The sequence below is a fragment of the Parasphingomonas caseinilytica genome, from assembly GCF_036663755.1.
GTDB lineage: Bacteria > Pseudomonadota > Alphaproteobacteria > Sphingomonadales > Sphingomonadaceae > Sphingomonas.
In genome coordinates this window covers 178,230-200,107 of sequence record NZ_JAXOJL010000006.1, presented here as the reverse complement: position 1 = coordinate 200,107, position 21,878 = coordinate 178,230, and the positions used below count along the sequence as shown (strand labels likewise).

Here is a 21,878-nt window from a genome sequence, read left to right as displayed (position 1 = left end):
AGGCAGGGCCGTGCCCCGCCGCCACCCCGCCCAGCAGCCCCCGCTCAAGCTCCCCCGCCTGTGGCTGATTACCGACGAACGTATGGGCGACGGGCTGTGGCGCGCGCTGGCGGCATTGCCGCGCGGATCGGGAGTCATCGTACGCCATTATGCCACGCCCCTGGCGGAGCGCCGCGCGCTGCTGGCGAAGATTACGAAGCTTGCACGGCGCAAGGGTGCGATCGTGATTCGGGCCGGGGGCGTGCGGCTCGGCAGGGAACGCGGCGTGCACGGCAAGGGCTCGATCAGGCGCGGACAGATCCGGACCTGGGCAGCACATTCCCGGGCCGAGGCGCTGGCAGGGGTACGCGCCGGGGCCGACCTGATCTTCGTATCACCGGTCTTTGCCACCGCATCGCATCCCGGTGCCCCCGCGCTCGGGCCGATCCGCGCGGCGCAGATCATGCGCGGATTGCCGGTGCCCGCCATCGCGCTCGGCGGCATGACGAAACAACGCGGCTTGCGGTTACGACGATGTGGCTTCTACGGCTGGGCGGCGATCGATGCGTGGATCACGCCGCGCCGTTAGTATTAGAAGCGGAACGCGGTGCCGATATAGACGGCCTGGCTATCAACCCGGTTGTCATCCTTCAACCGCTCGAGCCGGTCGCGCTCGGTCTTGTAGCGTACGCCCGCCGTCACGGCGAGATTGCGCGTGAGCGAATAGGACCCACCAACGTCCAGCGCATAGTTCGGCGCTTCCTCGACCAGCTTCGGCGCGCCGGCGAGCGGACGATCGGAAATCGCCTTCACCTGCCCGCTGAACCGCTTGCCGGTATAGCTCAGGCCCAGATCCATGCGCTCGCGGCTGCCCGGCAGACCGGCCATATCGACGCGCGCCACATCGCTCGACAAGGCGAACTGCTTCCAGCCCACCGCCACGCCGAGATTATAGGCGATCGGTGCCAAGCTGACCTGCGGTGCCGCAACCGAGGCCGCGACGCCGTTGCGTTCGGCGTACAGCGCGCCACGAGTCGAGCGAGCACGCACCGCCACGGTCACGGCATGGCTGCCGGCGCGGCGCGACTCGGACGGCGTGAAACTGAAGCCGGTCGAATCGAGGCCGCCCCGCGCGAACACCGCCGCCAGCCGCGGATCGGCCGAAGCAGGCGTGAACGATCCGGCACCGCGCACCAGATTCACGCGCTTTTCCGTGCGATTCCCGCTCTCTGGCGCACCGATCGCAGGTGCCACGGCGATGCCGGCGGCGACCAGCGCCCCCAAAGCAATCCCGGCAATCGTGCGACCAGCGACCACGTTCACGTCCCCAACACGGCACAATTCGCGCCGCATTCTTCAAACTGCGCTTATCACGGTTCGATCCCGCGTCACCACCATGTGGAATCACTTTCTGAACGAGTGTTGCAATCCGCCCACAGGCAGGTCGTGCCGCCCGGACACGCCTGCTGCTTGCGGCAAGCGCGAGACCATCTATAGATGCGCATCCCTAGTATCCGTAATTTGCCCAGGAACCTGCCGATGATCCGCCTTCAGGCCCCGATTAAGGCCCCAGCCAAAGCGCTCGCGCTGCTGGCCGCGCTCGCTCTTCCGCTCGCCCTCGGGGCCTGCGGCGGTGGCAATAAAGGCCGGGTGAAGACCGATCTCGCGGCATCCAAGGTGACGACGATCGGCGTGAACGCCTATCTGTGGCGCGCCAGCCTCGACACGCTGAGCTTCATGCCGCTGGTGCAGACCGATTCCAACGGCGGCGTGATCGTGACCGACTGGTACATCAACCCGGCGATCGCGACCGAGCGCGTCAAGGTGACGGTGACGATCCTCGACCAGGATCTGCGCGCCGACGGCCTGCGCGTCGCGGCGCTGCGCGAAGTGAACCAGAACGGCCAATGGGTCGCCGCGCCGGTGAAAGCCGCGACGGTCCAGAAACTCGAAGATGCGATCCTGACGCGTGCGCGAGACCTGCGCCGCGCCGCCGTCGCCGGATAAGAAAGACAGAAATATGGCGTCGCGCTTCAATGCCTTGAAGGCGGACGCAGGCTGGCAGAAGGTTTGGGACGAGCGTTCCACCTTCGCGGCACGCGACGATTCGCCCAAGCCCCGCTCCTATGTGCTCGAGATGTTTCCGTACCCGTCGGGGCGGATCCATATGGGCCATGTGCGCAATTACACGATGGGCGACGTGCTCGCGCGCTACCGCCGGATGATCGGGCATGAAGTGCTGCACCCGATGGGGTGGGACGCATTCGGCATGCCGGCGGAAAATGCCGCGATGGAAAAGGGCGTGCATCCCGGCGCCTGGACCCGTGCCAATATCGCCACGATGAAGGCGCAGCTAAAACGGCTGGGCTTCGCGCTCGATTGGACGCGCGAACTGGCGACGTGCGAGCCGGACTATTACGGGCAGGAACAGGCGCTGTTCCTCGATCTGTTCAAGGCCGGTCTGGTCTATCGCAAGGAATCCGCGGTCAATTGGGATCCGGTCGACATGACCGTGCTGGCCAACGAACAGGTGATCGACGGGCGAGGCTGGCGCTCCGGCGCACTGGTCGAGCGGCGCAAGCTGTCGCAATGGTTCCTGAAGATCACCGATTTCGCCGACGAACTGCTCGATGGGCTGGGTGCGCTCGAGCATTGGCCGGACAAGGTGAAGCTGATGCAGGAGAACTGGATCGGCCGGAGCCAGGGGCTGACGTTCTCGTTCGACCTGTCGGATGGCGGCAAGGTCGAGGTCTTCACCACCCGCCCCGACACGATCTTCGGATCCAGCTTCGTCGCGGTCGCCGCCGATCATCCGATCGCGCGCACGCTGGCCGAGACGAACCCGGACGCCGCCGCCTTTATCGAATTGTGCAAGCGTGGCGGCACCACCGCCGCCGAGCTGGAAACGCAGGAAAAGCTGGGCTTCGACACCGGCCTGCGCGCGGCGCATCCGTTCGACAAGAATTGGGGTCTGCCGGTCTACATCGCGAACTTCGTGCTGATGGAGTACGGCACCGGTGCCGTGTTCGGCGTGCCGGCGCACGACCAGCGCGATCTGGATTTCGCGCGCAAATATAATTTGCCGGTCAAGCGTGTCGTCTCCGAAGGCGAGATCGAGGATCCGGTGTTCGTCGGGAACGAGGCTTATACCGGGCCGGGCGCCCTGGTGAACTCGCACTTCCTCGATGGCATGGATATCGAGGATGCCAAGCGCATTGTGATCCAGCGCGCCGAAGGTGAAGGCTGGGGCAAGGGATCGACCGTGTTCCGCCTGCGTGACTGGGGCGTCAGCCGCCAGCGGTATTGGGGCACGCCGATCCCGATCATCCATTGCGACGCCTGCGGCGCAGTGCCGGTGCCGCGCGAGCAATTGCCGGTGGTGCTGCCCGAGGATGTGACGTTCGACGTGCCGGGCAATCCGCTCGATCGCCATACCGGCTGGAACCGGGTCGATTGCCCATCCTGCGGGAAACCGGCGCGGCGCGAGACCGATACGCTCGACACGTTCGTCGATTCCTCCTGGTATTTCATACGCTTCGCCAGCCAGCCGGACGATCGGCCGTTCGATCGCGAGGTCGCCGAGAAGTGGCTGCCGGTCGGCCAATATATCGGCGGTGTGGAGCATGCGATCCTGCACCTGCTTTATGCACGCTTCTGGACGCGGGCGTTGAAGCATATCGGGCAGCTCGACGTGGCGGAGCCGTTTGCCGGCCTTTTCACGCAAGGCATGGTGACGCACGAGACGTACAGCCGCACGGTCGAGCAACTCGGCACGGACGGGACGGACGTGATCGTCAAGCCGCTCTGGCTCGGCCCCGACGATATCGAGCGGCGCGATGGCGGTGTATTCGACAAGGCGACCGGCGATACGGTTACGGTCGGCCGTGTCGAGAAGATGTCCAAGTCGAAGAAGAATACGATCGATCCTGAGCCGATCGTCGATCAGTACGGCGCGGATGCGGTGCGCTGGTTCATGCTGTCGGATTCGCCGCCAGAGCGCGATCTGCCGTGGAGCGAATCCGGCATCGACGGGTCGTGGCGCTTCATCCAGCGGCTGTGGCGGCTGTTCGATGGTGAAGCCGAGGCGACCGCTCCGGCCGAGGGGCGCAACGCCGCGCTCGATCGCAAGCTGCACCAGACGATCGCCGGCATCGCCGCCGATATCGAGGCGCTGTCGTTCAACAAAGCGGTCGCCAAGCTCTACGAACTGACCGGAATGATCGAGAAGTCCACGCCCTCGGCCTCCCGCAGCGAGGCGATCGCCACGCTGATGCGGCTGGTCGCGCCGATGGCACCGCATCTGGCGGAGGAAGCCTGGTCGGTCGCCGGCCAATCCGGGCTGATCGCCGATGCGCCTTGGCCAGAGGTCGATGCGGCGCTTTTGGTCGAGGACGAGGTGACGATCGCGCTGCAGGTCAACGGCAAGCTGCGCGACACGGTGAAGGTCGCCAAGGGCACGCCGAAGGACGCGATGGAGGCGCTGGCGCTGGCCAATGCCAATGTGCAGCGCATTCTGGACGGCGCGACGCCGAAAAAGATCGTCGTCGTCCCCGATCGTCTGGTAAACCTCGTCGTATGAAGCGTCTCGCCAGCCTTGCTCCGCTGCTTTTGTTGGCCACTGGCCTCCTATCGGGCTGCGGCCTGCAACCATTGTACAGCGGCGGCGGATCGGGCGCGGTGGCGACGGCGCTGACCCGGATCGAGGTCGCCCCGATCGAGGGCAAATCGGGCTGGCTGATGGCGAATGCGCTGAACGATCGGCTGGCGGCGGGCAAGACCACGCCGCTTTACCGGCTGGAAGTGAAGCTGGAGGACAAGATCAGCGGCCTCGGCGTGCGCGCCGACAACAGCGTCGCGCGCGAACGGCGGACGCTGCGCGCGCGCTACCAACTGGTCGATCTCGCCAATGGCACGGTGCTGCTCGATGCGACGGCCGGCTCCGATGCGGGGATCGATGTGGTCGGGTCCGAATATGCCACGATCGCGGCGGAGAACACCATGCTGGAGCGCCTGTCAGGCATCGTCGCCGACCAGATCGTCTCGCGCATCGCACTCTACGATCGGCGAACCACGCCCAAGACGCCTTAGCGCCGGCCGTAAAGGCGCTCCGATGAAGGCCCCCCGATGAAAGCCAACGCCAACCAGATCCGTGCGGCGATCGATGCCGCCAGCCCCGATATCCGCCTGTTCCTGCTCCACGGGCCCGACGAAGCCGGCGCGCAGGATCTGGCGATCCGGCTGGCACGCAAGATGGGGCCGGAGGCAGAGCGGGTAGATCTCGAGCCTTCGACGCTGAAATCGAACCCCGGCCGGCTGGCGGACGAGGCAGCGTCGCTCTCGTTGTTCGGCGGCGCGCGGCATATCCGTATTTCCGGCGCGGGTGAGGAGAGCCTCGAAGCGTTCACCTTGCTGCTGGAAACCGAACGCGCCGGAAATCCGGTGGTGGCGATCGCTCCATCGCTCAAGGGCACGGCCAAGGTGGTGAAGCTGGCGCAGAGCTCGCCGCGCGCGATGGCCTTTGCCTGCTACGTGCCGGAGGGCGCGGAGGCGGACCGGATCGTTTCGACCATCGCGCGCGAACTCGGCATGCGCACCACCGGCGACACGGCGACGCGGCTGGCCAGCGCGAGCGGCGGCGACCGCGCGGTGATGACGCGCGAACTGGAGAAATTGTCGCTCTTTCTCGATGCCGCGCCGGATCGCCCGCGCGAAATCGACGACGCGGCGCTGGATGCGATCGGCGCGGATCTGGGCGATGCAGAGATGAGCCGGGCGATCGACGCTGCGATCGAGGGGCAGCCCGATCTGGTCGGTGCGGAACTGGCGCGGCTCGATGAGGCCGGCGTCTCGCCCATCCCGGTGCTGCGGCAACTCGCGCGGCGACTGATGTCGCTGGCCGAACTGCGCGCGCAGGTCGATGCCGGGGCAGGGGTGGCACAAGTGACGGAAGGCGTGTTCTTCCGCGAAAAGGCGATCACCGCACGGGCGTTGCGTCATTGGCGCAGCGACAAATTGGCCGAGGCGATCGGCCGCGTCCGTGTGGCCGAACGGGCGATGATGGGCTCAGCGACCGCAGGCGCGGTGCTGGCCAAAGCCGCGATCGTCGCCGTCGGCCGGATGGCCGCCCGGCAGCGCTAGACTTAGATCCGTTCGCCGGTAAGCCTCTGACAAACCATGTCTAATTGGTCGAGCGTGGCATAGCTCAGGGTGAGGGAGCCACCCTTGGCGCTGTGTGCGATGCGCACCGACAGGCCGAGCAGATCGCCGAGCTGGTGTTCGAGCGCCGCGAGATCGGCATCCCGTCCGCCATCACCGCCCGATCGCGCCCGCTGATCCGGCTTGGCCGCCCGCGCGAGTCGTTCGGTTTCGCGCACCGACAGTCCCTTCGCCACGACCTGGTCGGCCAGGGTCTCGACATCCGGCGCACCGATCAGCGCGCGGGCATGGCCCATCGTCAGCTCGCCGGTCACGACGCGTTCCTGCACCGGGCGCGGCAGATCGAGCAGGCGCAGCAGGTTGGCGATATGGCTGCGCGACTTGTGGACGAGCTTGCCCAGCACTTCCTGCGTGTGGCCGAAATCGTCGATCAGGCGATGATACGCCTCCGCCTCTTCGATCGCGTTGAGATCCTGGCGTTGGATATTCTCGACCAAAGCGACTTCGAGCGTCTCGGCATCATCGAAATCCCGAACGATCACCGGCACTTCGTGAAGGCGGGCACGCTGCGCCGCGCGCCAGCGGCGTTCGCCGGCCACGATCTGATAGCCCTTGCCATGCGGCCGTACGACGATCGGTTGGATCAGTCCGCGCGCAGCGATCGAGGTCGCGAGTTCTTCGAGCGCCGCTTCATCGAAATGACGGCGTGGCTGACCCGGATGCGGGCTGAGCGACCCGACGGGCAGCGTGCGGAGACCCGCCGAAACGGTTTCGCTGCCACCGACCGGCTCCTCGCGCGCCATATCGCCGAGCAAAGCATTGAGACCGCGGCCCAGTCCGGAGCGCGGCTTGGGACGGGACGATTCGGGAGCGAGAGGATCGGTCATGCGGCCTTCGCGGACGGAGGGGTCGATTTCGGCAAGCGAACGATCAGTTCGCGAGCAAGCGCGATATACGCTTCCGATCCCGAACACCGATAATCGTAGATCAAGGCGGGCAATCCATGGCTCGGCGCCTCGGACAGCCGCACATTGCGCGGGATGACCGTTTCGAACACCACCCGCCCAAGCACCGCACGGACGTCCGCAGACACCTGATCGGTTAGGCGATTGCGACGATCGTACATCGTCAGCGCCACGCCAAGGATCGACAGCCCGGGATTGAACTTCTCCCGAATACGCTCGACCGTACCTAACAGCTGGCTCAACCCCTCCAGCGCAAAGAACTCGCATTGCAGCGGCACGAGCAGCGAATTGGCCGCGACCATCGCGTTCAACGTAAGCAATCCAAGCGATGGCGGGCAATCGATCAGCACGACGTCCCAGCGATCCTCGCACCGATCAAGCGCGCGGTTCAGGCGGTGGGTGCGCTCCTGATATTCGACCAGTTCGATCTCGGCGCCGGACAAATCGGCCGTCGCAGGAACGATATCGAGCTTGGGGACGCAGGTCGGGACGGCAGCTTCCGTAACCGGCATTTCGCCGAGCAGGACATCGTAAATCGACTTTTCGCGATCGGCACGATTGATGCCGAGGCCGGTCGACGCATTACCCTGCGGGTCCATATCGATCACCAGCACGCGCATGCCCGTCGCGGCCAAGGCCGTACCGAGGTTGATCGCGGTCGTCGTCTTGCCGACGCCACCCTTTTGATTTGCGACCGCTATGACATTCATCGACGCGCTATCCCGCTGGCAATTACGATGAGCGATGTGGGATCAGTTATGCTCTGTTCCACGTGGAACGTACCATGCCACGAGAGTTTCGCCTGCGCCACCTCTTCGCGCGCGCTGCGACCCTTTGGCAACAACCAAAGTGTATCTTTTCGTGCCGTATGGACCGCCGATTCGAGAAGCGCGGATACCGGCGCGACCGCCCGAGCCGATATAATGCCCGCTTTGACCTTCGCGGTTTCTATCTTGGAGCCCACAACGGAAATGGTGTCGGTAAGAGCGAGACGATCCACAGCATCCTGAAGAAAATCGACCCTGCGGCGACGCGGTTCGACCAAAATCGTCGGTAGTCCGCTCAAAATACCTACGATCATTCCGGGAAAGCCGGCACCGGTGCCGATGTCCACCCATGGCCCATCCGCCTTTCCCGACAGAAGCACGAGTTGGGCCGAATCGACGATGTGACGGGACCAGATCATCGGCAGGGTGGATGCCGCAATCAGATTCTGCCGAGCCGATTCCATTTCCACCATATGGGCGAAATCGCTGAGCCGATGCAGTGCGACATCGCCGAACTGTTCTTCGATCCAGTTCCTGGCTTCGTCCTTGGTCATGCCGCAATCCTTTTGGCGTGAAGCATGATCGCAGTGAGCGCAGCCGGCGTGATCCCCCGAATGCGCCCAGCCGCACCGAGGGTGGCAGGGCGCGCGGTGCCCAGACGCTCGATCATCTCGTTCGAAAGCCCGGGAATGGCGGCGTAATCCAGCTCTTGGGGCAGGGCGATGGCATCGTTCGACCGAAGGCGCATCACATCCTCCGCCTGTCGAGTGACATAGGGAGCATAGCGCGCGTCTTCGACAGCCTCAGCGATCACCGCCGCGTCGTATCGGTCGGCCAAGTCCGGCGCGACCTGCGCGATCGAGACCGTGGCGATCCTGAGCCATTCCGCGCCCGAACGATTGCCACTCAGGTTCACATCGCCGATCGTGCTGACGGGAACCTGAAGGTCCAGGCGTGATGCAATCTCGGCCAATGCCTGGCGGCGCTCCGAGAAACGCTGGCGGCGCTCACGACCGACACAGCCCGCCGCATCCGCAATCGCACCAAGCCGGGTCTCTGCATTATCGGCCCGCAACCGCAGACGATATTCCGCGCGAGCGGTGAGCATCCGATACGGTTCGGTAACGCCCTGAAGCACGAGGTCGTCGATCATAACCCCAAGATAACTCGACGTCCGATCGAGAATCACCGGCGCAATTTCCAGGGCAAGCGCCGCCGCGTTCAGGCCCGCGATCAGGCCTTGCCCTGCCGCTTCCTCATAGCCGGTCGTCCCGTTAATCTGGCCAGCACAGAACAGGCCCGGCAATGCCCGGATCTCCAACGTGGGCTCCAATGCGCGGGGATCGATATGATCATATTCGACCGCATAGCCTGGCATCGTGATCCGCGTGCGTTCCAGCCCGGGGATGGAGCGGATCATGGCCTCCTGCACATCGGTCGGCAGCGATGTTGAAATACCGTTGGGATAGATCAGCGGATCGTCGAGTCCCTCGGGTTCGAGGAACACCTGATGACCGTCACGATCACCGAACCGGTGGATCTTGTCTTCGATCGACGGGCAATAACGTGGGCCCACGCCTGCGATATCTCCACCGAACAAAGGCGACCGGTGGAGCGAGGCGCGAATGATATCGTGCGTCTGCTCGGTCGTCCGTGTGATCGCACAGAACAGTTGCGGTAAATTACGACCCCGCGATGCCGGCGACATCGTCCAGGGATCGGTGTCACTGAACTGCTGATCCAGCTGTGACCAATCGATCGTACGGCCATCCAAGCGGGGCGGCGTGCCGGTCTTCAGCCGGGTCATCGGTAGCTTTGCGTCACGCAATTGCAGCGCGAGTTCGGTTGCCGCCGCTTCGCCGATCCGTCCGCCGGTCAACCGTTCCTCGCCGCGAAACATGCGCGCGCCGAGAAATGTCCCGGTCGCCAGCACGATCGCACGACTTTCCAGCGTGCGACCATCGGCCAGTCGGAGGCCGTTGATGGTGTTCGTCGCATCGCAAGCCAATGCTACCGCCTCACCGGAGACGACCTCCAGATTGACCTGTTCAGCGATCATCCGTTGGATTGCGGCAGCGTAATGCTTGCGATCCGCCTGAACACGCGGGCCTTGTACTGCGCTGCCTTTGCTCCGGTTCAGCATGCGATAGTGGATGCCGGCGGCATCGGTAGCACGCGCCATCAGGCCATCGAACGCATCGACTTCGCGAACCAGATGACCTTTACCCAGTCCGCCGATCGCGGGATTGCAAGACATGAAGCCGATCTTGGCGGGATCGAAGCTGAGCAAGGCCGTCCTTGCACCACGGCGCGCTGCTGCTGCGGCCGCTTCTACACCCGCATGACCGCCACCCACGACGATGACATCGAATTTCGTCATGAACAGCAGCTAGGTATTTCATGCCACCGAGTCAAAACCGTTCCACGTGGAACATCACTTTCCGATGCAAAAATTTCCGAAAAGCGTGTCGAGCATGGCTTCCGTATCACTGTGCCCGGTGATCCGGTCGAGCATCGCGAGAGCGGTGCGCAAATTTTCCGCGACGATCAGCGCATCGGAATATCCCGCGGCCATTGCGATCATTTGAGAGCATTGCGCCGCGAGATCGCGTTGGCGGTGGTTCAAGGCAATTTCGTCGAGCCGAGGCAACATCGATCGCGCCTGAACTTCGACCATCTGCCAAAGTTCGGGAAGACCTATTCCCGTCGCGGCGGACAGGCTGATCTTCCGATCCGGTGGCATATTCTCGCGTCCCGGCTGATCGGCTCGGGGATGAAGCCAAAGCGCATTTTCCGGACCTGGCTCGTCACCCAACCACAAAACGATATCCGCATCCTGCACGGCACGTTGCGCACGGACGATGCCGATCGCCTCTATCGGGTCATCGGTAGCTTCAGCTAAACCGGCGGTGTCGGTCAGCAGATACGCCACGCCGTTGCGGCTGACCGGAACGTCGATGCGATCACGCGTTGTCCCCGCGATCGGCGACACGATCGCCGCCTCGCGATCCGCCATCGCGTTGAACAGGGTGGACTTGCCACTGTTCGGGGGACCGGCGAGCACAATATGCACGCCATCGCGCAGTCGCTCGATCGGTGGCTGGTCGAGCACCGCGTCGATATCTTTTGCCAGTGTGGCGGCTTCGGCGACGATGTCCTGCAGGGCGAGGGGAGCGACATCGTCTTCGTCCGAGAAATCGAGTTCCGCCTCGACCCGTGCAGAGAGAGTCAGCAGACGCGATGACCAGCCCTCGATCCTGCGCCGCACGCCGCCATCGGCTGCGGTGATGGCTGCACGCCGCTGTGTTTCGGTTTCGGCGGAGAGAAGATCGCCCAGACCCTCCGCCTCGGTGAGATCGATTCGCCCCGCCATCAGCGCACGGCGGGTGAATTCGCCCGGTTCCGCCATGCGCAGTCCGGGCATCGCCCCCAACACCCGTTCGACAGAAGCCACGACCGCGCGACCACCGTGGAGATGCAGCTCGACCAGATCCTCGCCGGTCGCCGTCGCGGGTCCGCGAAACACCAGCACCAACGCCGAATCGAGCATATCGTCATCGGCCGGATCGCGCAGACGGCGTAGCGCCGCATGCCGTTCTGCGGGCAGGGTGCCGGCGAGGGTCGTCGCAGCCGCCAGCGCGCCCGCACCACTGATCCGCAAGACGGCTATCGCCGCAGGCGGGGCACCGCTCGATACGGCGAAGATCGTGTCTCCGATCGACAAACGGTCAGCTTCCGGTCTTGCTCGTACCGTCGAACAGCTTGCGCCAGAAATTCATCCCCGCATCGCCCATCGGTGCCCAGTTGCGCATCATGCCCTCGAGCAGTTCGGGCGCGATCACGCCGTCCATCGCGTCGGTCAACGAGGCGATATATTTGTCGTGCACCGGCGTGAGATCCGGCAGGCCCATCATGCGGCGCGCTTCCTCGGGCGAACATTCGACTTCGACATTGAACTTCATGACCGCTTCTCCGCTTGAGCCACGGCGCGGCGGCGCATAGGCTTTATCCATGTATGCGCGCGACATCGCCGAAATCGCAACGCCCATCGGCATGGTGCGGATCGTCGGCGATGCCAAAGCGGTGAAATCGATCGAGATCGGATCGGACAAGACCGACGAGATGCAGCCGCACACCGGTGCGGTAGCGATCGCAGCGGATCAGATACGCGCTTGGTTTGCTGGCGAGCTGCGCCGGTTCGATCTGCCACTTGGTCCGGCGGCGACGGTGCGTGGACAGGCGCTGCGCGATGCCATGATCGCAATTCCCTATGGGGAAACAATGAGTTATGGTGAACTCGCAAGATCGGTCGGATCCAGTGCGCGAGCGATCGGACAGGTTTGCGCGCGCAATCCGTTCCCGATCGTCGTGCCATGCCACCGGGTGCTCGACGCGAATGGATCGCTCGGCCGATATTCGGCCGGGGCAGGGCCGACGACCAAATCCTGGCTGCTCGATCATGAGCGGCTTCTTTCCGGAAGGACTTTATTATGACGGCCATGATCTCCATCGCCACGCTCGACCATGAAGGTGCCTTCGCCGCCTATGTCGCCGAGCCGACCGGCAAGCCCAAGGCCGCGATCATCGTGATCCAAGAGATTTTCGGGGTGAACACCGGCATCCGCCGTAAATGCGATACGCTGGCCGAGGCCGGCTATCTCGCCATCGCGCCGGACCTGTTCTGGCGGATCGAACCGGGCATCGACCTGGATCCCGATATTCCCGAGCAGATGCAGAACGCCCTGTCGCTGATGGGCAAGTTCGATCAGGATAAGGGCATTGCCGATATCGAGGCGACGATCCGCTTCGCACGGGAGAAGGTGGACGGCGGCAAGGTCGGCGCGGTCGGTTACTGCCTCGGCGGGCGGCTGGCGTTCATGACCGCGGCGCGCACCGATATTGATGCCAGTGTGGGCTATTACGGCGTCGGGATCGACGGATTGCTGGGCGAGAAGCACGCGATCGCCCGTCCGGTGCTGCTGCACGTGCCGGTCGAGGATCATTTCGTCGACAAGGATGCGCAAAGCCGCATGCATGCCGGGCTGGACGATCATCCCAAGGTCACGTCGTACGATTATCCCGGCGAAGACCACGGCTTCGCAACCGAGATCGGCGCGCGGCGATCTGAGGCTGCGGCCAAGCTGGCGGACAAACGGACGGCGGCGTTCTTCGCCGAGCATCTCGGCTGAATCCACCTCAATCAGGTACGATCCCAACCCTCCGTTCGCCTGAGCTTGTCGAAGCAAGTTTCGACAGGCTCAGGCGAACGGAAATGGGGTTACGGTCCAGACGTTGCGGTCAGCCGATCACCGAACCCACGAGTGGATGCACGTCGTGCCAGCCTTCGAAGATCATCTTGCCGGCGACGTACAGGATGATGACCAGCCCGACCCACGCGATCCAGCGATAGCGTTCGATGTATTTGGCGATGATGTTCGCCGCGATGCCCATCAGCGCGACCGACAGGATCAGGCCGATGACCATGATGCCGGGATGCTCGCGCGCGGCACCGGCCACGGCCAGCACGTTGTCGAGGCTCATCGACACGTCCGCCACCGCGACGGCCCAGGCGGCGGCGATGAAGCTCTTGGCGGGGCGGATGCCGCTGGTTTCGTCGCCATCCACCTCGGGCGAACCACCGGGCGCGCTTTTGGGACGCAGTTCGCGGTACATCTTCCACGCCACCCACAGTAGCAGCAGGCCGCCGCCGAGCACGAGACCGTAATGCTTGAAGCTCTCCAGACCGTAGAGCACCGCGACCGCGAAGACGACGCGCAGGATCAAGGCGGCGAGGATGCCGATCGCGATCACCTTCTTGCGCTGGTCCGCAGGCAGGCCGGCGGCGAGCGCGCCGACGATGATCGCGTTATCCCCGGCCAGCGCCACATCGAGCAGGACGACGGTGGCGAACGCGGTCAGTGCCGAGGCGGTGGCGATGTTGGCGAAATCACTGACGATGTGATTCCACAGCCAGCTCAACGACATCGGTTCGACGACCGGAACCGCAGCAGCGGACAGCAGGGCGATGAGGCTCAAAGGATCGACTCCGCGAAATAGGTGACGTCGGGCATGGGTTCGTAGAATCCGTGCAGCAGATCGCGCCATTTTGCATATCGATCGGATGTGCGGAAGCCGTCGCGATGGGATGCGATATCCTCCCACATCACGACGAGGAGGTAGCGATCAGAGCGCTCGGCGGCCGGGCGGACGTCGAGCGAGACGAAACCGGGAGAGGCCGCGATCAGCGGACGGGCCTTGTGCATCGCGGCTTCGAAGGCGGCGGATTGGCCGGGGCGGATGTGGAGGAGGGCGTGTTCGAGGATCATTTCGGGCTGGTCCTCGTGTGGGGCGGGCGTGGGCAAAGCCCACGCCGTCGGCCGGGCTTTTAGCCCGCCGGCCGAGCTTGTGCGAGTCAGCCGGGCGTGGCCGGCTACCGCACTGCGCTACTGATTCATGCTTTCGAAGAAGTCTTCGTTGGTCTTCGAATCCTTCATCTTGTCGAGCAGGAACTCCATTGCATCGATCGTGCCCATCTGCATGAGGATGCGGCGCAGCACCCACATCTTCGACAGCTTGACCTTGTCGACCAGCAGTTCGTCCTTGCGCGTGCCGGACTTGCCCACGTCCAGCGCCGGGAAGACGCGCTTGTCGGCCACCTTGCGGTCGAGCACGATTTCCGAGTTACCCGTGCCCTTGAATTCCTCGAAGATCACTTCGTCCATGCGGCTGCCGGTATCGATCAGCGCCGTCGCGATGATCGACAGCGACCCGCCTTCCTCGATGTTGCGTGCCGCACCGAAGAAGCGCTTCGGGCGCTGCAGGGCGTTCGCGTCGACACCGCCGGTCAGCACCTTGCCTGACGAGGGCACGACGGTGTTGTAGGCGCGGCCCAGACGCGTGATCGAATCGAGCAGGATCACCACGTCCTTCTTGTGCTCGACCAGACGCTTGGCCTTCTCGATCACCATTTCGGCGACCTGCACGTGGCGCTGCGCCGGTTCGTCGAAGGTGGAGGAGACGACCTCGCCCTTCACGCTGCGCTGCATGTCCGTCACTTCTTCCGGGCGTTCGTCGATCAGCAACACGATCAGGAACACTTCCGGGTGGTTCTCGGAAATGGCGCGGGCGATGTTCTGCAGCATCACCGTCTTGCCAACGCGTGGCGGCGCGACGATCAGCGTGCGCTGGCCCTTGCCCTGCGGCGAGACGATATCGATGACGCGCGCGCTCTTGTCCTTCTGCGTCGGATCGAGCGTGTCGAGCGTCAATTTCTGTTCGGGATAGAGTGGGGTGAGATTGTCGAAATTCACGCGGTGGCGCACCGCATCGGGATCGTCGAAATTGACCTTCGACGGCTTCACCAGCGCGAAATAGCGTTCGCCGTCCTTCGGCCCGCGAATCTCGCCCTCGACCGTGTCGCCGGTACGCAGGCCGAACTTGCGGACCTGATTGGGCGAGACATAGATGTCGTCCGGTCCGGCGAGATAGTTGGACTGTGGCGACCGCAGGAAGCCGAAGCCGTCGGGCAGCACTTCGATCGTGCCCTCGCCCATGATCATCTCGCCCTCTTCGGCCTGGACCTTGAGGATGGCGAACATCAGATCCTGCTTGCGCAGAGTCGATGCGCCTTCGACGCCGAGCTCTTCGGCCATGCTGACCAGTTCGGCCGGTTTCTTGTTCTTGAGGTCTTTGAGATGCATGGGTCTAGCGTCCGGCTCGTCGTGGGGATTTTGGCATCGGTATGTTCCGCGAAGGATTCGCTGGGCGATGCTGGAGGGAGGATGCCGGGCCGCGAGAACCGCATTGCCGACATTGATGCGACCTAAGAGGGGGTCGCCCCCAAGTCAACGGGCGTTGTTGGTTTAGAATTGCTCCCCTCCCTGGAAGGGAGGGGCTGGGGGTGGGTGGGTATGGGGCAATCGCTGCATTTCCCCGAGAGCGACCCACCCCCGGCCCCTCCCTTCCAGGAAGGGGAGAAGAAATCAGAACGGCTTCACCACCACCAGCACCACAATGATCGCCGCGGCGACCGCAGGCACCTCGTTCAACATCCGCAACTGCTTGCCGGTCAGCGTCGGTTTGCCCGCCGCCAGCTTCTTCGCATAACCGACCGCCCAGCCGTGATAGCCGCTGAGCGCCAGGACGAAGAGCAGTTTGCCGTGCAGCCACGCCTCGCCCCAATGCTGGCCGATCGTCGCCAGCGTCAGGCCCAGCAGCCAGACGAAGATCATCGCCGGCGTCAGGATGATCGTGCGCAATTTGCCCTCGCGCGTCACCCACAAGGCGGCCTCCTCGGCCCGGCCCGCCGCCAGCGCTTCCTGATGATAGACCAGATAGCGCGGCAGCATGAACAGGCCGGCCATCCAGAAGATGACGAAGATGATATGGGCCGCGAGATACCAATTATACGCCACGACCATTCGCTCCATCATCTCATCCGCACCCGCGCCAACAGCTGCTCGACATGGGCGATCGGCGTATCGGGAAGGATGCCGTGGCCCAGATTGAAGATATGCGGACGATCGGCGAACGCCGCAAGCACATGGTCGATGGCATCTTCGAGGGCAGCACCACCGGCAATCAGCGCCAGCGGATCCAGATTGCCCTGCACCGGCATATCCTTCGGCACGAACCGGTCGGCCCAGACGGGATCGACCGTCTCGTCCAGCCCGAGCGCATCGACACCCGTTTCGCGCGCATATGCGGGAAGCTTGCCGCCGGCCCCCTTGGGGAAACCGATGATCGGCGTATCCGGATGGCGCGCCTTCAGCCCGGCGACGATCGCCGCATTGGGTGCGATCACCCAGCGTTCGAACTGCGCCGGGCTGAGCGATCCTGCCCAGCTGTCGAACAACTGCACCGCCTCCACCCCGGCGGCGATCTGCGCGGAGAGATAGTCGATCGTCAGCGCGGTGATCGCATCGATGATCTCGGCGAAGGCCACCGGGTCGCCATAGGCCACGCGGCGCGTCTCGCCCTGATCCTTGCTGCCCTGCCCGGCGACCATATAGGTCGCGACGGTCCAGGGGCTGCCCGCAAAGCCCAGAAAGGTGGTTTCGGCGGGAAGAGAAGCGGCGACCCGCGCGACGGTGGCGTAGACCGGCTCCAGCCGCTCCGGCGCTGCCTGCAAGCTCGCCAGTGCCGTATCCACGAGCGCCGGGGCCAGACGCGGCCCTTCGCCCACACCGAAGCTCAGATCCTGGCCGAGCGCCCATGGCACCATCAGGATATCCGAAAACAGGATCGCGCCATCGAACCCGAACCGGCGTATCGGCTGCAACGTCACCTCCGCCGCTGCTTCCGGATCGGTGGCGAGCGCGAGGAAGCCGCCCTTGTCCGCCCGCAGCGCGCGATATTCGGGAAGATAGCGTCCCGCCTGGCGCATCAGCCAGACCGGGGGAGTTGCCCTGTGTTCACCCTTCAATACGCCGAGCAGGGCTTTGGTCGGGTTGGGGGATTGAGATGTTATCGACAAGCTGGCCGAGCCCTTACTTCTATAAAGAATTAGAATCTTGAAAAGGTTGTAGCGGTTGTTGGCGCGTGGGTGCCGGGGCTTATGCGTTCGTCCCCGAAATGCCAACAGCTTGACCGGAGCGCGCCCACGCACCGCTCGCGATTCCCGCGCGTCATCCCCGTTATCCACAGCCTGTGGGCGGAACCGGCGGGTGGGGACGGGATTGTGGACAAGTTAGCTTTTATCCCCGGCTTGGCGAGGGCGTCCGCTTGCGCTAGCGATTCTGCCGATGTTGTCCACAGACCTGTCCTGACCCGTGCGGTTGCACCTCCATCTGCTGTCGGATTCGACTGGCGAGACGCTGGAGAACATCGCCAAGGCCGCGCTGGCGCAATATGACGATGTCGAGACGATCCGCCACTTCTGGCCGATGGTCCGCACCGAGGCGCATCTGGAGCGTATCCTGCAGGAGATCGCGCAGAATCCGGGGCTGGTGATCTTCACGCTCGTCAACAGCACGGCGCGCGCCACACTCGAGGCACGATGCCGCAAGCTCGGCCTCTCTGCGGTCGCGCCGCTCGATGCGGTGAACGATGCGCTGTCGGGCATGCTTGGGCAACAGGCCAAGGCGCGGCCGGGGCGGCAGCACGTGCTGGACGAGGCCTATTTCGACCGCGTCGATGCGATCCAGTTCACGATGGCGCATGACGACGGCATCGGCTGGGAGAATTGGGAAGAGGCCGATATCGTGCTGGCCGGCGTCTCGCGTTCGTCCAAGACGCCGACCTCGATCTATCTCGCCAATCGCGGGTTCAAGACGGCGAACATTCCGATCGTGGTGGAATCGCCGCCGCCCGATACGCTGTACCGCCTGAAGAATCCTCTGGTCGTCGGGCTGACGACGAGTTCGGAACGGCTGATCCAGGTGCGGCGCAATCGCCTGCTGTCGCTCAATCAGGCGCCGGAAACGGCCTATGTCGATCACGATGCCGTCACGCGCGAGGTCGCATTCGCGCGGCGGATGTTCGCCGACAATGGCTGGCCGGTGATCGACGTGACGCGGCGTTCGATCGAGGAAACTGCGGCGGCGATCATCGCCCTGGTGCAGGAACGGCGCGGCGATGAAGGCAGCGGGGCGGCGGACGACGAATGAGCTTGCGGGTGATCCTGGCGTCGCAAAGCGCCTCGCGTCGGGCGATGCTGGAAGCGGCGGGGGTGCCGTTCTCGGCGATGTCGGCGGGCGTGGACGAAGAGGCGGCGAAGGCGTCGCTGCGCGATCTCAATGCGCGCGATCTCGCTGATGCTCTGGCCGAACTGAAGGCATTGCGCGTATCGGGGCGGGAACCGGACGCGCTGGTGCTGGGCAGCGATTCCGTCGTCGCACTGGAAGACGGCACCCTGCTCGACAAACCGGAGACTCGCGAACAGGCCGCCGATCATCTGCGCTTGATGTCGGGCAAGCGCCACGAACTGGTCAGCGCGGCAGTGATCGCGGAAGGGTGCAAGCCGATCTGGCGCGTGGTCGATCGCGCCAAGATGTATGTCCGGCCGCTGTCCGATGACTTCATCCAGACCTATCTCGATGCCGAATGGCCGGCGATTTCGGGCTGTGTCGGCTGTTACAGGATCGAGGGGCCGGGCGCGCAATTGTTCGCCCGGATCGACGGCAGCCAGTTCACCGTGCTCGGGCTGCCATTGCTGCCGGTGCTCGATTATCTGCGGGTGCGGGGAATATTGGCGTCATGACGAAGCCCTATGCCGAAGTGATCGGCGATCCGATCGAGCATGCCAAATCGCCGCTGATCCACACCTTCTGGCTGGATGCGTTGGGCATCGATGCCGAATATCGCGCGACGCAGGTGACGGCGGAAGATCTCGGCGGCTTCTTCGAGCGTCGCAAGGCCGATCCGGCCTGGAGCGGCTGCAACGTCACCATCCCGCACAAGCTCGCCGCGCTCGATCATGTCGCCGATCCGGGCGACGTGCGTGCGTCGATCGGCGCGATCAACACCGTGTTCCGGGGCGAGGATGGCGGGTTCATCGGCACCAACACCGACGCCGGCGGATTCTACACGCCGATTTCCGATCTGGATCTGGCGGGCAAGCCGGTGGTGGTGATCGGAGCCGGCGGCGCGGCGCGGGCGGTGCTGTTCGCATTGTCGCGGATCGGGGTCGGCCCGGTGACGATCCTCAACCGCAATGTCCTGAAGGGCGCGGCATTGCTGTCCGCGTTCGGGTTGAAGGGCAAGGCGCTGCCGCTCGGCCATGCGATTCCGGCCGCCGCCTTGCTGGTCAATACCAGCGCGCTCGGCATGGCGGGGCAGCCGCCGCTGGAGATCGATCTGTCGCCGCTGCCGGCCGATGCCCTGGTCTACGACGTGGTCTATGCCCCGCTCGAAACCGAATTGCTGGCGCAGGCACGCGATCGTGATCTCGACACGGTCGATGGGCTGGAGATGCTGGTCGGGCAGGCGGCGGTGGCGTTTGAACTGTTTTTCGGCGCCGCGCCGCCGCGCGATCGCGACGAGGAGTTGCGCGCGTTGCTGACGTCGTGATCGTGATCGTACAGCGATGATCGTCCTCGGCCTCACCGGATCGATCGGCATGGGCAAGTCTACGGTCGCACAGATGTTCGCCGATCGTGGCGTGCCGGTGTTCGATGCCGATGCCGCCGTCCACCGCCTGCAGGGTAAGGGCGGCCGGCTGGTCGCGGCGATCGAGGCGCGATTTCCGGGTACGACCGGGCCGGACGGCGTGGACCGCGCCGCGCTGGGCGAGCGCGTGCTGAACGATACGCCGGCGCTGAAGTGGCTCGAGGCGCTGGTTCACCCGGCGGTGGGCGAAGAGCGCGAGGCTTTTCTTGCCGCCCATGCCGCCGCTCCGCTGATCGTCTTCGACATCCCCTTGCTGTTCGAAACCGGCGGCGAATCGCGCGTCGACAAGGTCGCGGTGGTCAGCGCCGCGCCCGAAACCCAGCGCGCCCGCGTCCTTGCACGCCCCGGGATGAGCGTTGCGCGGTTCGAATCGATTCTCGCGCGCCAGGCCCCGGACGCCGAAAAACGCGCCCGCGCCGACTTCGTCATTCCGACCGGCGGTTCGCTGGACGAGACGCGTCGCGCGGTCGATGCGGTGATCGCTTGCGTGAGCGCCGGATAGGGACGATATTCCCTCAATGCGCGAGATCGTCTTCGACACCGAGACCACCGGATTCAGTTTCAAGGACGGCGACCGACTGGTCGAGATCGGGTGCATCGAACTGCTCAACAAAGTCGAGACCGGGCGCAGCTTCCACGCCTATTTCCATCCAGAACGCACCATGCCGGCCGAGGCGCAGCGCGTTCATGGGCTGAGCGACGCGTTCCTGTCCGACAAGCCGTTATTCCATGCCGGCGTCGATGATTTGCTGGAATTCATCGGTGATTCGCCGCTCGTCGCGCACAACGCGACGTTCGATTTCGGATTTCTCAATGGCGAACTTGTGCGCTGCGGCCGCACCGCGGTCGATCTGGCGCGGATGGTCGATACGATCGTGTTGGCGCGCGCGCGCCATCCCGGTGCCAAGCACAGCCTGGATGCGTTGTGCAACCGCTACGGCATCGATCGCAGCCACCGCGTCGTCCACGGCGCGCTGCTCGACGCGCAATTGCTCGCCCAGGTCTATGTCGAACTAACCGGCGGGCGGCAGATCGGCCTCACCTTGGTCAGCGAAACGATCGAGGTCCAGACCAGCTTTCAGCCCGATGCCGCGCCTGCAAAGGTGCGGCCGGCGCGGACTTTTTCAGCATCGGATGCGGAACTTGCACGGCATGCCGCGTTTATCGCCAAACTCACCAATCCGATCTGGGGAATGGGCGAAGGGGGGGCCGGGGCGTCCGGTTGACGTCACTGCCGGGGACGCCCAATCTGGGTGGCCCCAATAAGGAGAATGCTATGGAAATCCGGGTATCGGGCCATCAGGTCGCTACGGGCGACGCGCTGAAAACCCATGTCGAGGATCGGCTCCAGGGCATCGCCACCAAATATTTCGCGCGCGCCATATCCGCGCACGTCACCTTCGGAAAAGGCCCGCACGACAGCTTCACCTGCGATATCGTGGCCCATGTGATGCACGGCTTGGTGCTGAAGGGCAGCAATGAGGGGCGCGATGCGCATGTCGCGTTTGAAGGTGCCGCCGCGAAGATCGAGACGCAGTTGCGTCGCTACATGCGCCGCCTGAAGGATCGCAACGCCGGCACTGCCGTCGCGGCACAGGACGAGATCGCGTATGACAATGCGGGGTATACGTTGTTCCAGGAGGCGGCGCAGGATGTAGAGCCCGAGGATCATCCGCTGATCATCGCCGAAACCCGCGTCGACGTTCCCGAATCGAGCGTTTCGGACGCTGTGATGATGCTCGATCTGCGCAACACCACGGCCTTGCTGTTCAAGAATAGCGGGTCGGGCGCGTACAACATGGTCTATCGCCGTGGTGACGGGACGATCGGCTGGGTCGAGCCGCAGCGCGCCAGCTGATCCAAGACGCTATTCTCCGGGCCGGTTCGGCGTTAAAGGCGCTCA

Annotated in this window: 25 protein-coding genes; 13 read left to right on the top strand and 12 right to left on the bottom strand. The window is 64.4% G+C overall.

Features of this window, described 5'->3' with window-relative positions; genetic code table 11:
* The first annotated feature begins 10 nt into the window (after positions 1-10).
* Positions 11-568 carry a thiamine phosphate synthase gene (locus tag U1738_RS14205; RefSeq protein ID WP_332789703.1) on the top strand — a complete coding sequence of 186 codons (558 nt, stop codon included), beginning with the start codon at positions 11-13 and terminating at the stop codon, positions 566-568.
* A gap of 2 nt (positions 569-570) precedes the next feature.
* Here U1738_RS14205 and U1738_RS14200 read toward each other — a convergent pair whose 3' ends face one another.
* On the bottom strand, positions 571-1,302 hold the full coding sequence (locus U1738_RS14200) for a hypothetical protein (RefSeq protein WP_332789702.1): 732 nt from the start codon (positions 1,300-1,302) through the stop codon (positions 571-573).
* A gap of 216 nt (positions 1,303-1,518) precedes the next feature.
* Here U1738_RS14200 and U1738_RS14195 point away from each other — a divergent pair, with 216 nt between their 5' ends.
* From U1738_RS14195 to holA, 4 genes are read left to right on the top strand one after another with little or no spacing between them, the layout of a single operon-like run.
* Complete coding sequence (locus tag U1738_RS14195; protein WP_332789701.1) at positions 1,519-1,986, top strand: DUF3576 domain-containing protein; 468 nt, start codon at positions 1,519-1,521, stop codon at positions 1,984-1,986.
* Positions 1,987-1,999: 13 nt separating this feature from the next.
* Positions 2,000-4,558, top strand: coding sequence for a leucine--tRNA ligase (gene leuS / locus U1738_RS14190; protein ID WP_332789700.1), 2,559 nt, complete (start codon positions 2,000-2,002; stop codon positions 4,556-4,558).
* The gene (lptE, locus tag U1738_RS14185) at positions 4,555-5,067 is read left to right on the top strand and encodes an LPS assembly lipoprotein LptE (protein WP_332789699.1); all 513 of its coding nucleotides are present in this window, start codon (positions 4,555-4,557) and stop codon (positions 5,065-5,067) included. Before leuS ends, lptE begins: the two co-directional genes overlap by 4 nt.
* 36 nt (positions 5,068-5,103) lie before the next feature.
* A complete protein-coding gene (holA, locus tag U1738_RS14180; protein WP_332789698.1) occupies positions 5,104-6,117 on the top strand; it encodes a DNA polymerase III subunit delta in 1,014 nt (337 codons plus the stop codon).
* A 2-nt stretch (positions 6,118-6,119) separates the two neighbouring features.
* Here holA and U1738_RS14175 read toward each other — a convergent pair whose 3' ends face one another.
* The 6 genes from U1738_RS14175 to U1738_RS14150 are packed head-to-tail and all read right to left on the bottom strand — an operon-like array spanning position 6,120 to position 11,829.
* Positions 6,120-7,022, bottom strand: coding sequence for a ParB/RepB/Spo0J family partition protein (locus U1738_RS14175; protein ID WP_332789697.1), 903 nt, complete (start codon positions 7,020-7,022; stop codon positions 6,120-6,122).
* Positions 7,019-7,810, bottom strand: a complete 792-nt coding sequence (locus U1738_RS14170; protein WP_332789696.1) for a ParA family protein — start codon at positions 7,808-7,810, stop codon at positions 7,019-7,021. The genes U1738_RS14175 and U1738_RS14170 overlap by 4 nt, the downstream gene beginning before the upstream one ends.
* The gene (locus U1738_RS14165; protein WP_332789695.1) at positions 7,807-8,421 is read right to left on the bottom strand and encodes a 16S rRNA (guanine(527)-N(7))-methyltransferase RsmG; all 615 of its coding nucleotides are present in this window, start codon (positions 8,419-8,421) and stop codon (positions 7,807-7,809) included. Before U1738_RS14165 ends, U1738_RS14170 begins: the two co-directional genes overlap by 4 nt.
* Positions 8,418-10,247: a tRNA uridine-5-carboxymethylaminomethyl(34) synthesis enzyme MnmG gene (gene mnmG / locus U1738_RS14160; protein ID WP_332789694.1), complete on the bottom strand. Its 1,830-nt coding sequence runs from the start codon at positions 10,245-10,247 to the stop codon at positions 8,418-8,420. The genes U1738_RS14165 and mnmG overlap by 4 nt, the downstream gene beginning before the upstream one ends.
* Positions 10,248-10,301: 54 nt before the next feature.
* A complete protein-coding gene (gene mnmE, locus U1738_RS14155; protein WP_332789693.1) occupies positions 10,302-11,591 on the bottom strand; it encodes a tRNA uridine-5-carboxymethylaminomethyl(34) synthesis GTPase MnmE in 1,290 nt (429 codons plus the stop codon).
* 4 nt (positions 11,592-11,595) lie between these two features.
* On the bottom strand, positions 11,596-11,829 hold the full coding sequence (locus tag U1738_RS14150; protein WP_332789768.1) for a DUF6489 family protein: 234 nt from the start codon (positions 11,827-11,829) through the stop codon (positions 11,596-11,598).
* Between the two features lie 49 nt (positions 11,830-11,878).
* Between U1738_RS14150 and U1738_RS14145 the strand changes: the two genes are divergently transcribed.
* A complete protein-coding gene (locus tag U1738_RS14145) occupies positions 11,879-12,361 on the top strand; it encodes a methylated-DNA--[protein]-cysteine S-methyltransferase (RefSeq protein WP_332789692.1) in 483 nt (160 codons plus the stop codon).
* Positions 12,358-13,056, top strand: a complete 699-nt coding sequence (locus U1738_RS14140) for a dienelactone hydrolase family protein (protein WP_332789691.1) — start codon at positions 12,358-12,360, stop codon at positions 13,054-13,056. Before U1738_RS14145 ends, U1738_RS14140 begins: the two co-directional genes overlap by 4 nt.
* A gap of 109 nt (positions 13,057-13,165) precedes the next feature.
* Here the strand turns inward: U1738_RS14140 and U1738_RS14135 are convergent, their stop codons facing one another.
* The 5 genes from U1738_RS14135 to hemE form a co-directional block, all read right to left on the bottom strand.
* Positions 13,166-13,852 (bottom strand): YjbE family putative metal transport protein, encoded by a 687-nt coding sequence (locus U1738_RS14135; RefSeq protein ID WP_332789767.1) that lies wholly within the window; start codon positions 13,850-13,852, stop codon positions 13,166-13,168.
* Positions 13,853-13,899: 47 nt separating this feature from the next.
* On the bottom strand, positions 13,900-14,193 hold the full coding sequence (locus U1738_RS14130) for an antibiotic biosynthesis monooxygenase family protein (RefSeq protein WP_332789690.1): 294 nt from the start codon (positions 14,191-14,193) through the stop codon (positions 13,900-13,902).
* 117 nt (positions 14,194-14,310) lie between these two features.
* Positions 14,311-15,567: a transcription termination factor Rho gene (gene rho / locus U1738_RS14125; RefSeq protein WP_055774565.1), complete on the bottom strand. Its 1,257-nt coding sequence runs from the start codon at positions 15,565-15,567 to the stop codon at positions 14,311-14,313.
* 282 nt (positions 15,568-15,849) lie between these two features.
* A complete protein-coding gene (locus U1738_RS14120; RefSeq protein ID WP_332789689.1) occupies positions 15,850-16,296 on the bottom strand; it encodes a CopD family protein in 447 nt (148 codons plus the stop codon).
* The gene (gene hemE / locus U1738_RS14115) at positions 16,296-17,336 is read right to left on the bottom strand and encodes a uroporphyrinogen decarboxylase (RefSeq protein WP_443027028.1); all 1,041 of its coding nucleotides are present in this window, start codon (positions 17,334-17,336) and stop codon (positions 16,296-16,298) included. The genes U1738_RS14120 and hemE overlap by 1 nt, the downstream gene beginning before the upstream one ends.
* Positions 17,337-17,637: 301 nt before the next feature.
* Here hemE and U1738_RS14110 point away from each other — a divergent pair, with 301 nt between their 5' ends.
* The 6 genes from U1738_RS14110 to hpf are packed head-to-tail and all read left to right on the top strand — an operon-like array spanning position 17,638 to position 21,833.
* On the top strand, positions 17,638-18,474 hold the full coding sequence (locus U1738_RS14110) for a pyruvate, water dikinase regulatory protein (protein ID WP_332789687.1): 837 nt from the start codon (positions 17,638-17,640) through the stop codon (positions 18,472-18,474).
* 44 nt (positions 18,475-18,518) lie between these two features.
* Positions 18,519-19,067 (top strand): Maf family protein, encoded by a 549-nt coding sequence (locus tag U1738_RS14105; protein ID WP_443027027.1) that lies wholly within the window; start codon positions 18,519-18,521, stop codon positions 19,065-19,067.
* Entirely contained in the window at positions 19,064-19,876 is an 813-nt protein-coding gene (locus U1738_RS14100) for a shikimate dehydrogenase family protein (RefSeq protein ID WP_332789685.1), read from the top strand. Before U1738_RS14105 ends, U1738_RS14100 begins: the two co-directional genes overlap by 4 nt.
* A gap of 16 nt (positions 19,877-19,892) precedes the next feature.
* Entirely contained in the window at positions 19,893-20,477 is a 585-nt protein-coding gene (coaE, locus tag U1738_RS14095; protein WP_332789684.1) for a dephospho-CoA kinase, read from the top strand.
* A 16-nt stretch (positions 20,478-20,493) separates the two neighbouring features.
* On the top strand, positions 20,494-21,201 hold the full coding sequence (dnaQ, locus tag U1738_RS14090; protein WP_332789683.1) for a DNA polymerase III subunit epsilon: 708 nt from the start codon (positions 20,494-20,496) through the stop codon (positions 21,199-21,201).
* Positions 21,202-21,251: 50 nt separating this feature from the next.
* Complete coding sequence (hpf, locus tag U1738_RS14085) at positions 21,252-21,833, top strand: ribosome hibernation-promoting factor, HPF/YfiA family (RefSeq protein ID WP_332789682.1); 582 nt, start codon at positions 21,252-21,254, stop codon at positions 21,831-21,833.
* Positions 21,834-21,878 lie beyond the last annotated feature (45 nt).

Excerpts from the sequence above, each read along its gene's own strand:
- U1738_RS14195 (WP_332789701.1), top strand. The coding sequence starts at position 1,519 with ATGATCCGCCTTCAGGCCCCGATTAAGGCCCCAGCCAAAGCGCTCGCG.
- leuS (WP_332789700.1), top strand. The coding sequence starts at position 2,000 with ATGGCGTCGCGCTTCAATGCCTTGAAGGCGGACGCAGGCTGGCAGAAG.
- lptE (WP_332789699.1), top strand. The coding sequence starts at position 4,555 with ATGAAGCGTCTCGCCAGCCTTGCTCCGCTGCTTTTGTTGGCCACTGGC.
- holA (WP_332789698.1), top strand. The coding sequence starts at position 5,104 with ATGAAAGCCAACGCCAACCAGATCCGTGCGGCGATCGATGCCGCCAGC.
- U1738_RS14175 (WP_332789697.1), bottom strand. The coding sequence starts at position 7,022 with ATGACCGATCCTCTCGCTCCCGAATCGTCCCGTCCCAAGCCGCGCTCC.
- U1738_RS14170 (WP_332789696.1), bottom strand. The coding sequence starts at position 7,810 with ATGAATGTCATAGCGGTCGCAAATCAAAAGGGTGGCGTCGGCAAGACG.
- U1738_RS14165 (WP_332789695.1), bottom strand. The coding sequence starts at position 8,421 with ATGACCAAGGACGAAGCCAGGAACTGGATCGAAGAACAGTTCGGCGAT.
- mnmG (WP_332789694.1), bottom strand. The coding sequence starts at position 10,247 with ATGACGAAATTCGATGTCATCGTCGTGGGTGGCGGTCATGCGGGTGTA.
- U1738_RS14150 (WP_332789768.1), bottom strand. The coding sequence starts at position 11,829 with ATGAAGTTCAATGTCGAAGTCGAATGTTCGCCCGAGGAAGCGCGCCGC.
- U1738_RS14145 (WP_332789692.1), top strand. The coding sequence starts at position 11,879 with ATGTATGCGCGCGACATCGCCGAAATCGCAACGCCCATCGGCATGGTG.
- U1738_RS14140 (WP_332789691.1), top strand. The coding sequence starts at position 12,358 with ATGACGGCCATGATCTCCATCGCCACGCTCGACCATGAAGGTGCCTTC.
- U1738_RS14135 (WP_332789767.1), bottom strand. The coding sequence starts at position 13,852 with ATGTCGTTGAGCTGGCTGTGGAATCACATCGTCAGTGATTTCGCCAAC.
- U1738_RS14130 (WP_332789690.1), bottom strand. The coding sequence starts at position 14,193 with ATGATCCTCGAACACGCCCTCCTCCACATCCGCCCCGGCCAATCCGCC.
- rho (WP_055774565.1), bottom strand. The coding sequence starts at position 15,567 with ATGCATCTCAAAGACCTCAAGAACAAGAAACCGGCCGAACTGGTCAGC.
- U1738_RS14120 (WP_332789689.1), bottom strand. The coding sequence starts at position 16,296 with ATGGAGCGAATGGTCGTGGCGTATAATTGGTATCTCGCGGCCCATATC.
- U1738_RS14105 (WP_443027027.1), top strand. The coding sequence starts at position 18,519 with ATGCTGGAAGCGGCGGGGGTGCCGTTCTCGGCGATGTCGGCGGGCGTG.
- U1738_RS14100 (WP_332789685.1), top strand. The coding sequence starts at position 19,064 with ATGACGAAGCCCTATGCCGAAGTGATCGGCGATCCGATCGAGCATGCC.
- coaE (WP_332789684.1), top strand. The coding sequence starts at position 19,893 with ATGATCGTCCTCGGCCTCACCGGATCGATCGGCATGGGCAAGTCTACG.
- dnaQ (WP_332789683.1), top strand. The coding sequence starts at position 20,494 with ATGCGCGAGATCGTCTTCGACACCGAGACCACCGGATTCAGTTTCAAG.
- hpf (WP_332789682.1), top strand. The coding sequence starts at position 21,252 with ATGGAAATCCGGGTATCGGGCCATCAGGTCGCTACGGGCGACGCGCTG.